14 protein-coding genes are annotated in these 11,143 nt (G+C 75.6%); 6 read left to right on the forward strand and 8 right to left on the reverse strand.

The features are described from left to right. Positions 1-759: translation initiation factor IF-3 (gene infC, locus GSF02_RS17575; protein ID WP_235915669.1), on the reverse strand; the 759-nt coding region annotated here is incomplete at its 3' end. Positions 760-1,097: 338 nt separating this feature from the next. On the opposite strand from infC, the gene GSF02_RS17580 reads away from it, so the two are divergent. From GSF02_RS17580 to GSF02_RS17600, 5 genes are all read left to right on the forward strand, one after another. Continuing rightward, positions 1,098-1,598 carry a Fur family transcriptional regulator gene (locus GSF02_RS17580; RefSeq protein ID WP_159798669.1) on the forward strand — a complete coding sequence of 167 codons (501 nt, stop codon included), beginning with the start codon at positions 1,098-1,100 and terminating at the stop codon, positions 1,596-1,598. A gap of 55 nt (positions 1,599-1,653) precedes the next feature. Further along, the gene (locus tag GSF02_RS17585; RefSeq protein WP_159798670.1) at positions 1,654-3,162 is read left to right on the forward strand and encodes a catalase; all 1,509 of its coding nucleotides are present in this window, start codon (positions 1,654-1,656) and stop codon (positions 3,160-3,162) included. Positions 3,163-3,302: 140 nt separating this feature from the next. After that, positions 3,303-3,692: a DUF1844 domain-containing protein gene (locus GSF02_RS17590; protein WP_159798671.1), complete on the forward strand. Its 390-nt coding sequence runs from the start codon at positions 3,303-3,305 to the stop codon at positions 3,690-3,692. A gap of 19 nt (positions 3,693-3,711) precedes the next feature. Further along, positions 3,712-4,311, forward strand: a complete 600-nt coding sequence (locus GSF02_RS17595) for a hypothetical protein (protein WP_235915670.1) — start codon at positions 3,712-3,714, stop codon at positions 4,309-4,311. Then, a complete protein-coding gene (locus tag GSF02_RS17600) occupies positions 4,308-5,102 on the forward strand; it encodes a S1C family serine protease (protein ID WP_235915671.1) in 795 nt (264 codons plus the stop codon). Before GSF02_RS17595 ends, GSF02_RS17600 begins: the two co-directional genes overlap by 4 nt. Before the next feature lie 63 nt (positions 5,103-5,165). Here the strand turns inward: GSF02_RS17600 and GSF02_RS17605 are convergent, their stop codons facing one another. The 7 genes from GSF02_RS17605 to GSF02_RS17635 form a co-directional block, all read right to left on the reverse strand. Beyond that, positions 5,166-5,903 (reverse strand): SseB family protein, encoded by a 738-nt coding sequence (locus GSF02_RS17605; RefSeq protein ID WP_159798679.1) that lies wholly within the window; start codon positions 5,901-5,903, stop codon positions 5,166-5,168. Positions 5,904-6,007: 104 nt separating this feature from the next. Then, positions 6,008-6,739, reverse strand: a complete 732-nt coding sequence (gene priA / locus GSF02_RS17610; RefSeq protein WP_159798672.1) for a bifunctional 1-(5-phosphoribosyl)-5-((5-phosphoribosylamino)methylideneamino)imidazole-4-carboxamide isomerase/phosphoribosylanthranilate isomerase PriA — start codon at positions 6,737-6,739, stop codon at positions 6,008-6,010. Between the two features lie 84 nt (positions 6,740-6,823). After that, the gene (hisH, locus tag GSF02_RS17615; protein WP_408003917.1) at positions 6,824-7,561 is read right to left on the reverse strand and encodes an imidazole glycerol phosphate synthase subunit HisH; all 738 of its coding nucleotides are present in this window, start codon (positions 7,559-7,561) and stop codon (positions 6,824-6,826) included. A 10-nt stretch (positions 7,562-7,571) separates the two neighbouring features. After that, complete coding sequence (locus GSF02_RS17620; RefSeq protein WP_235915672.1) at positions 7,572-8,135, reverse strand: hypothetical protein; 564 nt, start codon at positions 8,133-8,135, stop codon at positions 7,572-7,574. A gap of 4 nt (positions 8,136-8,139) precedes the next feature. Next, positions 8,140-8,739 carry an imidazoleglycerol-phosphate dehydratase HisB gene (hisB, locus tag GSF02_RS17625; RefSeq protein ID WP_159798673.1) on the reverse strand — a complete coding sequence of 200 codons (600 nt, stop codon included), beginning with the start codon at positions 8,737-8,739 and terminating at the stop codon, positions 8,140-8,142. Next, positions 8,739-9,923 (reverse strand): histidinol-phosphate transaminase, encoded by a 1,185-nt coding sequence (locus GSF02_RS17630; RefSeq protein ID WP_235915673.1) that lies wholly within the window; start codon positions 9,921-9,923, stop codon positions 8,739-8,741. Before GSF02_RS17630 ends, hisB begins: the two co-directional genes overlap by 1 nt. 97 nt (positions 9,924-10,020) lie before the next feature. Continuing rightward, positions 10,021-10,455 carry a QcrA and Rieske domain-containing protein gene (locus GSF02_RS17635; RefSeq protein WP_159798674.1) on the reverse strand — a complete coding sequence of 145 codons (435 nt, stop codon included), beginning with the start codon at positions 10,453-10,455 and terminating at the stop codon, positions 10,021-10,023. 63 nt (positions 10,456-10,518) lie between these two features. On the opposite strand from GSF02_RS17635, the gene GSF02_RS17640 reads away from it, so the two are divergent. Further along, entirely contained in the window at positions 10,519-10,953 is a 435-nt protein-coding gene (locus GSF02_RS17640; protein ID WP_159798675.1) for a hypothetical protein, read from the forward strand. The last annotated feature ends 190 nt before the right edge of the window (positions 10,954-11,143 follow it).

Below are 11,143 nucleotides of genomic sequence, written 5' to 3' on the forward strand. Positions count from 1 at the left end.
GGGGGCAGCGGCCGGGGCCGGCGCGGCGGGCGCCGCCTGCTCGGCGGGGGCAGCGGCGGGGGCAGCGGCCGGCGTCTCCGCGACGGGCTCCGGCGCCTCGGCCGGGGCCTCGGCGTCCTGCGGCTCCTCCGCGGCGGCGCGGCGCACCTCCGACTTCGTGCGGCGCTGGGAGTTGACCTCCGACGCGCGCTTGCGCTGCTCGACCTTGGCGTCCGCCTTCTTCTTGACCGGCCCGAGGACCATGGTCATGTTGCGGCCGTCCTGCTTCGGCATCGACTCGACGAAGCCCAGCTCCGCGACGTCGTCGGCCAGGCGCTGCAGCAGGCGCACGCCCATCTCCGGGCGCGACTGCTCGCGGCCGCGGAACATGATCATGACCTTGACCTTGTCGCCCGCCGCGAGGAACCGCTCGACGTGGCCCTTCTTGGTGGCGTAGTCGTGCGGGTCGATCTTCAGGCGGAAGCGGATCTCCTTGAGAGCCGTGTTCGCCTGGTTGCGCCGCGCCTCGCGCGCCTTCATGTCGGACTCGTACTTGAACTTGCCGTAGTCCATGAGCTTGGCGACGGGCGGGCGCGCGTCCGGGGCGACCTCGACGAGGTCGAGGTCGGCGTCCTGGGCAAGTCTCAGGGCAACCTCGGTGCGGACGACGCCGACCTGCTCCCCGCCGGGACCGATGAGTCGGACCTCGGGGACGCGGATCCGATCGTTGATGCGAGGCTCGCTGATGGTGATGCTCCTAGGAAGTCGTCGGTGGACCACCAGGAACGAGGAAAGGCCCCCGCCCTGAGCACCAGGGTGGAGGCCTTCGGCATGCCCGACGACGGTCGCCGGAGTGCGGCGACCGCGACGGGTGGACGGCGACGTCGCGCCGTCCGACCGGACCCGGTCCCTGTCGGCTCGCGGCCAGTCGGGGCTCGGGTGGGAGGTGATCCACTTGGTGCACCCGGCGCCCCGTGGGGCACCAGGTCGGTCAGCCGTCAAGAATAGCACGACCCGGCAGGCGCCCCGGGCCACCTGCCGGGCGGCGTCACCGGCGACACGCCGGGCGACGCGCCGGACACTGGAATCATTCCAGAAAACCCGCTAGCGTCACCGCCATGACCACGGACCCCCAGGCCACGACGTCGGGCGCGACCAGCGTCGACGCGGCCGCGACGGCAGGCGGCGCGGCGGGCGTGCCGGCCCCGGCCGAGCAGCTGCGCGGCGCGGGCCTGCGGGTCACGGCCGGGCGCGTCGCCGTCCTGGAGGCGGTGGCGGGCGTGCCGCACGCGACCGCCGACGACGTCGTGCGGACGGTGCGCGAGGCGCTGGGCTCGGTGTCGGTGCAGGCCGTCTACGACGCGCTGCACGCCCTGACCGAGGCCCGCCTGCTGCGGCGCATCGAGCCGGCCGGGCACCCCGCCCGCTACGAGCGCCGCGTGGGCGACAACCACCACCACGTCGTGTGCCGCTCGTGCGGCGTCGTCGCCGACGTCGACTGCACCGTCGGGCACGCGCCGTGCCTGACGCCCAGCAGCGACCACGGCTTCGTCATCGATCTCGCGGAGGTGACGTACTGGGGCCTGTGCCCGCAGTGCGCCGCCGCCCGCGCCAGCTGATCCCCCTCGCGATCGGGACCTCCCGATCACGGACCACAGGAAGGCCCAACACCGCATGACCATGCCCTACACGACGACGCAGACCGGCACGCCGGTCACGAGCGACGCCCACTCCCTCACCGTGGGCGCCGACGGTGCGACCGTCCTGCACGACCGCTACCTCGTCGAGAAGCTCGCGCAGTTCAACCGCGAGCGCATCCCCGAGCGCATCGTCCACGCCAAGGGCGGCGGCGCGTTCGGCGAGTGGGAGATCACCGAGGACGTCTCGCGCTACACCCGCGCCGCGGCCTTCCAGCCCGGGACCAAGGGCGAGGTGCTGCTGCGCTTCTCCTCCGTCGCCGGCGAGCAGGGCTCCCCCGACACCTGGCGCGACGTGCGCGGCTACGCCCTGCGCTTCTACACGACCGAGGGCAACCTCGACATCGTCGGCAACAACACGCCGGTGTTCTTCATCCGCGACGGGATCAAGTTCCCCGACTTCATCCACTCGCAGAAGCGCCTGCCGGGCTCGGGCCTGCGCGACGCCGACATGCAGTGGGACTTCTGGACGCTGTCGCCGGAGTCGGCCCACCAGGTGACCTACCTCATGGGCGACCGCGGCCTGCCGACCTCGTGGCGCGAGATGAACGGCTACGGCTCGCACACCTACCAGTGGATCAACGCCGCCGGCGAGCGCTTCTGGGTGAAGTACCACTTCATCTCCCGCCAGGGCGTCAAGAGCATGGACAACGCCGAGGCCGAGCGCCTGGCCGGTGCGGACGCCGACTACTACCGCCGCGACCTGTACGAGAACATCGAGGCCGGCAACTTCCCGACCTGGGACATCAAGGTCCAGGTCATGCCGTACGCGGACGCGAAGGACTACCGGTTCAACCCGTTCGACCTGACCAAGGTCTGGCCGCACGCGGACTACCCGCTGATCCACGTCGGGCACTTCACGCTCAACCGCAACCCGCGCAACTTCTTCGCGGAGATCGAGCAGGCGGCGCTCTCGCCGGCGAACCAGGTGCCGGGCACCGACATCTCGCCGGACAAGATGCTCATGGCGCGCGTCTTCTCCTACCCGGACGCGCAGCGCTACCGCGTGGGCACCAACTACAACCAGCTGCCGGTCAACGCCCCGCACGCCGCCCCGGTGCACAACTACTCCCAGGACGGTTCGCAGCGCCACCACTTCAACGACCCGAGCGTGCCGGTCTACGCGCCGAACTCGTTCGGCGGCCCGTCGGCCGACCCGACGCGCGTGGCCGAGGGCTCGTGGGAGAACGACGGCGCGCTCGTGCGCACCGCCGCGAGCCTGCACGCCGAGGACGACGACTTCGGCCAGGCCGGCACCCTGTACCGCGAGGTCTTCGACGACGCCGCCAAGGCGCGCTTCCTCGAGACGCTGACCGGCCAGGGCAAGGCCATCACGGTCGAGGCCATCCGCGAGCGGTTCTTCCAGTACTGGACGAACGTCGACGCCGAGCTCGGCGCCAAGCTGCGCGTCGAGGTCACCTCCGGCCCGGCGCCGACGCCGGTCGCGGCCGGCAGCGGCCCGGACGTGGAGCCGATCGGCATCTGACGCCCGACGCCGGTCGCCCGGCGTCCCGCCCGGTGCAGGAGGCCGGACCCCGCCCACGGGGTCCGGCCTCCGTCGCGTCCGCGCCGCCGGTGACGTCACCGCCGCCGGCGGCGTCACCGGCGGCACCTAGGATGGCGGCCATGAGCACCACCCCCGAGACCGCCGGCGCCGCCGGGACCCCCGAGCCCGCGCACGACGGTGTCGACTCCGCCACCCGCGACATCGCCGACGTCGCCGCCGTCGAGGTGATCACCACCGCCGCCGTGCACCTCATGAGCGCCGCCGCCGTGAAGTGCGGCCTGGCCGAGGACGCCGAGGAGCAGGGGCACCTCGACCTGGACGAGGCGCGCAAGCTCATCAACGCGCTCGCCGCGCTCGTCACCGCGTCCGCGCCGGACGTCGGCAACCAGCACGCCCGGTCCGTGCGCGACGGCCTCAAGTCGCTGCAGCTCGCGTTCCGCGAGGCGTCCGTGATCCCGGACCCGCCGGGCGAGGGCCCCGGCGAGAAGTACACCGGCTCGGTCGTCTGACGCGCCGCCGCCCGCCCGCATGAGCCCCGAGCCCGCCGCCCCGTCCCGGGACGCCGTGCCCGTGCCCGTGCCCGTGCCCGTGCTCGGCGCCGCGCCGGCCGGTCCCGGCCGCCGGGCGCGCCGCACCCTCCTCGTGGGGGCGCTGGGCGTCCTGCTCGCGGCGGCGCTCGCCCTGGCGGGCTACCTGTGGCTGGCCGCCGACCGGTGGCGGGCCTCGGCGCAGGCCTGGGAGGACCAGGCTCGCGACCAGGCCGCCGAGGTGGCGCGCCTGGAGGCCGGGCTGGCGGCCGCGGGCGGGGAGCTGGCCGCCGCGCGGGAGCAGCTCGCCACGGCGACGGCCCGGATCACCGACCTCGCCGACGAGAAGGCACGCCTGGGCGACGAGAACGTCGTGGCCCAGCAGTACCTCGACTACCAGCGCCGCGTGAGCGACGCCGCGGGGGTGGTCGCCGACGCGCTGGGCCGGTGCACCGCCGGCCAGGCGCAGCTCATCGAGTACCTCGCCGCGCCCGAGCGGTACGACGCCGCGCAGCTCGAGGAGTTCCGCGAGCAGGTGGCCGACCTGTGCGCCGGCGCGACCGACGCGAACACCGCCCTGCAGCAGGAGCTCGAGCGGTGACGACCCGGCGGGCCGGCGCGGTGCGCGGCGCGCCGGCGGGCTCCCTGGGCGCGACCGTCGTCGGCGCGCTGCTCGCCGGCTGCGCGGTGCTGCCGCCGTTCCCCGCGCTGCCGTCCGACGAGCCCTCGGCGATCGCGGCGAGCGACATCGTGCCCACCGACCTCGCCTCCGTGGCCCCGTCGATCGCGCCGTCCGACGCCGCTGCTCTCTCCCCCGACGGGTTCGACGCCGTGCGCCGCATGGCGGTACGCGTGCGCAACGTCGGCTGCGGCGAGCTGTCCACGGGCTCCGGGTTCGCGATCGACGAGCACACCCTGATCACCAACCGGCACGTGGTCGCCGACGCCAGCTCCTTGCAGGTGAGCACGTACGACGGGCGCGACCTCGCCGTGGCGACGGCGAGCACGGCTGCCCTGGCCGACCTCGCCGTCGTGCGCACGCGCGACCCGCTGCCGTCGTTCCCCGCCCTCGGCGAGGCCGACCCCCGCGCCGGCGACCCGGTCACCGTCGTCGGCTACCCCGAGGGCGGGGCGCTGACGGTCACGGAGGGCACGGTCGTCGGGGAGACGACCGACCCGCTGCACGCCACGCTGGGGCCGGTGCTGGTCACCGACGCGCCGGTCGAGCCGGGCTCCTCGGGGTCGGCGGCGCTCGACGCCGAGGGACGGGTGGTCGGCGTCGTCTACGCCAAGACGGCGGACGGCCGGTCGCTGCTCGTGCCGCTGTCGACGCTGCAGGCGGTGCTCGCCGACGCCGGCGCGTTCACGCCCGCGACGCCCTGCACGGGCTGAGCGCCGCGGGCCGGGCCGGGGCGCGCCGAGCCGAGGTGGGCCGAGGTGGGCCGAGGCACCGCCTCAGCGGGCAGCGGCGATCCGCAGCTCGAGCGAGTCCACGCGCTCGGCGACGACCTCGGACGCGCCGAGCCGGGCGTTCACCTGCCGCAGCACGGCGTCCAGCCCGGCGCGGTCCAGGCCCGGGTCGAGCGCGAGGACGACGGCGACCTCCGCCGTGCGGCCGGGCTGCGCGCCGACCCGCACGACGTGCTGCACCGGCTCGGCCGCCAGGCGCACCGCCGCCAGCACCTCGTCGTCCACGACGATCCCGTCCTGGGTCGGCACGAGCGCGGGCCGCCACTGCTTGCCCTGCGCCAGCGCCCACACCGCCGGGCGCGGCACCGTGACCGGCACCGGGCCCGCGGGGTCGACGATCAGCAGCGCCCAGTCCTCGCTCACCGCGGACAGCGCCGCGCGCGGCGCGTCGACCGGGACGGGGCGGGCCGTGGCGCGCCAGGCGCGCATCGCCGCGACGCTGGTGAAGACGGGCAGGGCGCGGCGCCCGTCGGGAGCGGCGAGCGCGACGACGCCCGCGGACGCCTCCTTGTCGACGTGCATCTCCTGGCCGTCGACCACCACGGACTCCGCCGCCTCGAGCTCCGCCAGCACCGGCACGAGCACGCGCGTGGCGGCGAGCCGGGCGACGACGTCGCGCAGCGGCGTGCTCCCCTCGCGGTAGCCGTCGAGCAGCGCGGCCAGCTCCGGGTCGGCCGAGCCGTCGTCGCCGGCGAACTGGGACGTGGGCTGGATGGAGCGCAGGTGCCCGGGCAGCGACCGGCCGCCGGCGGCGTCCGGCGCGCCGTGGTCGTGGGCGTCCTCGGGCGCCGGCCCGTCCGGCTGCTGCCCCTGCTGCTCGTCGGACGTCACGGGCGCCCCGCCACCTCGAGCGCCTCGGGCAGCGTGAACGCCCCCGAGTACAGCGCCTTGCCGACGACCGCGCCCTCGACGCCGTCGCCCACGAGTCCCCGCAGCGCGCGCAGGTCGTCGAGCGTGGCGATGCCGCCGGAGGCGACCACCTTGGCGGAGGTGCGCGAGGCGACCTCGCGCAGCAGGTCGACGTTGGGGCCCTGCAGCGTGCCGTCCTTGGTGACGTCGGTGACCACGTACCGGGAGCAGCCGGCCTCGTCGAGGCGCGCGAGCACCTCCCACAGGTCGCCGCCCTCCTTCGTCCAGCCCCGCGCGGCGAGCGTGGTGCCGCGCACGTCGAGGCCGACGGCGACCTGGTCGCCGTAGCGGTCGATGACCGCGGCGGTCCACTCCGGGTTCTCGAGCGCGGCCGTGCCGATGTTGACCCGGCGGGCACCGGTGGCCAGCGCACGCTCGAGCGACGCGTCGTCGCGGATGCCGCCCGACAGCTCGACCTGCACGTCGAGGCGCGCCACGACGTCGGCGAGCAGCTCGGCGTTGGAGCCCCGGCCGAACGCCGCGTCGAGGTCCACCAGGTGCACCCACTCCGCGCCGCCCGCCTGCCAGTCGAGGGCTGCCGCCAGCGGGTCGCCGTAGGAGGTCTCGGAGCCGGCCTCCCCCTGCACGAGGCGGACGGCCTGGCCGTCGGCGACGTCGACGGCGGGCAGCAGGACGAGGCGGTCGGTCATGCGGTCTTCTCCTGGTGGCGTGGGTGGCGATCGGTGCGGGGGAGGCTGGCGCCGGGCTCGGACCCGGCGCCGCGGCCTCGCGGGTCAGAGGGACTTCACCCAGTTCTCGAGCAGCGTGGCGCCGGCGTCGCCCGACTTCTCGGGGTGGAACTGGGTGGCGGCCAGGGTGCCGTCCTCCACGGCGGCGACGAACCGGCCGCCGTGGCGTGCCCAGGTGACGCGCGGCGGCGTGAACCGGGGGTCGGCGTGCTCGTCGTGGCCCTGGGCGAACTCCTGGGCGGCGTAGGAGTGGACGAAGTAGAACCGCTCGTCCTCGATGCCGCGGAACAACGTGGTCTCCTCGGGCGCCTCGACGGTGGCCCAGCCCATGTGGGGCACCACCGGGGCGTCGAGCATCTCCACGACGCCGCGCCACTGGCCGAGGCCCTCGGCGCGCACGCCGTGCTCGACGCCGGCCTCGAACATGACCTGCATGCCGACGCAGATGCCGAGCACCGGCCGGGCGCCGGCGATGCGGCGCTCGACGACCTGGTCGCCGCGCACGGCCTTGAGGCCCTCCATCACCGCGGCGAACGCGCCGACCCCGGGCACCACCAGGCCGTCGGCCTCGGCAGCGCGGTCGCGGTCGGCGGTCAGCTCGACGTCGGCACCGACGCGCTCGAGGGCGCGCACGGCCGAGCGGACGTTGCCGAAGCCGTAGTCGAGCACGACGACGTCGGGCCGGCCCGTCGCGGGACGCGGGGCGGGCCGCCGGTTGAGGTCGGCCGCGGCGCCGCCGTCGGGCAGCAGCGGCGGGACGCTCTCGCTCTCGTTCTCGCTCACGCCGGTCACCTCACTTCTGCTTGCGGGCCTTGCGCGCCGCGCCGGTGAGCATGCGCATGGCCTTGAACTTGCCGATGCTCGACGACGGCACGACGCCGGGCAGGTCGGCGACCGTGGCCTGGCCGGTGACCAGGTCCTCGAGCGCCTCGGGCGCACCGCCGAGCACGAGCCCCGGGGCGAGCTCGCCGTCGGGCCGGCCGTCCTCGTAGCGGACGGCCGTCAGCTGCCCGGACGTGCGCGTGACCAGCACCAGCGGCACGCCGCGCACGAGCTGGGACACCGCGGCGGCGGCGCGCGCGGGCGCGTCGTCGGCGGTGCTGCGCAGCACCGCGAGGGCGCCGATCGGCGTGGGCGCGGCGTCCACGTCGAGGTCGGCCAGGGAGCAGGCCGCCGCGAGCGCCTGGGCGTCGGCCACCTGCGTGATGAGCACCGCGAGCTCGGGGTCCTTCGCCGCGGTGAGCGACGACAGGTCGTCGGGGATCTCCAGGTCCGCGGGCAGCTCGGCGTCCGGCAGGGCGGCGTCGCCGTCGTGCGGGTTCTCGGGACCGTTGCCGGGGTTGGGCGAGGTCGACATGCTGCTACAGCGCACCCTTCGTGGACGGGATGCCCTCGACGCGCGGGTCGAGGGCGACGGCGGCGCGCAGCGCGCGCGCCAGGGCCTTGAACTGGGCCTCGACGATGTGGTGGGGGTCGCGGCCGGCGAGCACGCGCACGTGCAGGCAGATGCTCGCGTGGTGGGCGATCGACTCGAGCACGTGCCGGGTCAGCGACCCGGTGAAGTGCCCGCCGATGAGGTGGTGCTCCTGCCCGGCGGGCTCCCCCTCGTGCACGAGGTAGGGGCGGCCGGACACGTCGACGACGGCCAGGGCGAGCGCCTCGTCCAGCGGCACGGTGGCGTCGCCGAAGCGGGAGATGCCCTGCTTGTCGCCGAGGGCCACCTTGAGCGCCTCGCCGAGCACGATCGCGACGTCCTCGACGGTGTGGTGGGCGTCGATGTGCGTGTCGCCGGACGCCTTGACCGTCAGGTCGATCAGCGAGTGCTTGCCCAGCGCGGTGAGCATGTGGTCGTAGAACGGCACGCTGGTGCTGATGTCCGTGCGGCCGGTGCCGTCGAGGTCCAGCTCGACGACGACGCTCGACTCGGACGTGGTGCGCTCGATGCGCGCGGTGCGGGCCATCAGCTGCTCAGCTCCTCGATCACCTCGGTGAGCGCCGTGCGGAAGCGCTCCATCTCCTGCGGCGTGCCGATCGACACGCGCAGCCACCCGTCCGGTCCCACCTCGCGGATGAGCACGCCCCGGTCGAGCAGACCCTGCCAGACGGCGTGCCGGTCCGGGAAGGTGCCGAACAGCGCGAAGTTCGAGTCCGTCTCGGCGACGACCAGCGGGGCGCCGTCGGGGCCGCGCTGGGCGCGCAGCCAGGCGACCGCCGCGTCCCGCTCCGCCCGCAGCGCGTCGACCTGGGCGAGCAGCGACTCGGTGTGCTTGAGCGCGGCGCCGGCGGCGGCCTGCGTGACGGCGGACAGGTGGTACGGCAGCCGCACCACCCGCAGCGCGTCGACCAGGGGCCGGGCGCCGGCGAGGTAGCCCAGCCGCAGCCCCGCGGCGGCGAACGCCTTGGACATGGTCCGCGTGACGGCCAGGTGCGGGTACCGGTCGAGCAGCTCGAGCGCCGACGGGGTGCCGGTGCGGCGGAACTCGGCGTAGGCCTCGTCCACGACCACGACGGCGCCCGCGCCGTCCGGGGCGTCCGGCACGCGCACGCGGGAGGCGGCCTCGAGCACGGCCTCGACCGTGGCGGCGGGCAGCGCGGTGCCGGTGGGGTTGTTGGGGCTCGCCAGGAGGACGACCGACGGCTGCTCGGCCTCGATGGTGGCCACGGCGTGCTCGGGGTCGAGCGTGAAGTCCTCGGCCCGGCGCCCGGTGACCCAGCGGGTGTGCGTGTCGCGGGCGTACTCCGGGTACATCGAGTAGGTCGGCGCGAAGGACAGCGCCGTGCGCCCGGGGCCGCCGAAGGCCTGCAGCAGGTGCAGCATGACCTCGTTGGAGCCGTTCGCGGCCCACACCTGCTCCGGCGCCACCCGAACGCCCGACTCGCGCGCGAGGTAGTCGGCCAGCGCGGCGCGCAGCGGCAGGAAGTCGCGGTCCGGGTAGCGGTTGAGGCCGCGCGCGGCCTCGGCGACGTCGGCGGCGATCGTGGCCACGACGTCCTCGGCCGGCGCGTAGGGGTTCTCGTTGACGTTCAGCAGCACCGGGACGTCGAGCTGGGGGGCGCCGTAGGGCTCCTCGCCGGCGAGCTCGGGCCGCAGCGGCAGCGCCGCCGGGCGCGCCGACGTCGGGTCCTGCGTCGAGGGGATCGTCACCCGCCCAGTCTACGGAGCGGGTCGCGCGGCTGGTCCGCGCGTCTCAGCCCGGGATGGTGAGACCCCTCACGCCCGGGCCTCGTGGCCCGGCGAGGCGTCAGGCCAGCACGACGTCGTCGCCGCTGACCTGGACGGGGATCTCGGGCAGCGGCTCGGGCGCGGGGCCGCCGAGCACGGCCGCGTCCGTCAGCGCGAAGCGGGAGCCGTGGCAGGGGCAGTCCAGCTCGCCGTCGGCGGGCTGCACGGTGCAGCCGGCGTGCGTGCAGATCGCGCTGAACAGGTGCACCAGGCCCTCGGCAGGCTGCGTGACGAGCACGTCGTGCCCGTCGAGGGTGGCGCTCACCGCGCCGCCCACCGGGACGTCCGCGAGCGCCACGACCCGCGTGCCGGGTTCGAGCGAGCCGAGCGCGGTGGCCTCGCCCTGCGGCGTGGGCCGCTGCTCGGTGCACGCCGCGAGCAGGCAGGCGCCGGCGACGCCGGCGCCGCCGACCAGGACGCGGCGGCGGGTGACCGGGGGCGGGGTGCTGGGCATCGGGGCTCCTTCTGGCGGTCGACCGGGGCACCCACCCCGCCGGCCCCGGCGGACGGTGGTTGCATGGACATCATGACGTCGTCGCAGCACGGCGTGCCACCGGCTCCCCCGGCCCACGCGCCGACCGCTCCCGCGCACCGGGCGACCGCGGTGCGGTGGCTCGCCGCGGTCGCGGCCGTCGTCTCCGCCGCCGTGCACCTGGTCCTGTGGTTCGACGGCTACCGCACGATCCCCGGGGTCGGCCCCCTCTTCCTGCTGCAGGCGGTCGCCGGCGTCGTGCTGGCTGTGCTCCTGGTGACGTGGCGGCACTGGCTGCCGCCGCTCGGCGCGCTGGGCTACGGGGTCGCGACGCTCGCCGCGTACCTGCTGTCCCTGACGGTGGGGTTCCTCGGCGTCCACGAGCCGGAGGTCGAGCCGACGGCCGTCGTGGCCGGCGTCGCCGAGGTGGTCGTGGCCGTCGCCGGCGCCGTGGCCCTGGTCCGCGAGCGCCGCGGCTGAGCGCCGCGCCGCGTCCGGGCCGCCGGTGCCGGCGGGGCCGCGCCGTCCACAGCCGTCCCGGAGCGCCCCGTCGCGTCGGTGGCGGCGCCTACGATCGTGCGGGTGAGCGACCCGAACGCCGACCCGTACGCCGACCTCGTGTTCGTGCCCGCCGAGCCGCCGGACGACGAGGTGCCGCCGCCGGACGACG

It is taken from the genome of Puerhibacterium puerhi (assembly GCF_009846865.1).
Lineage (GTDB): Bacteria > Actinomycetota > Actinomycetes > Actinomycetales > Cellulomonadaceae > Puerhibacterium > Puerhibacterium puerhi.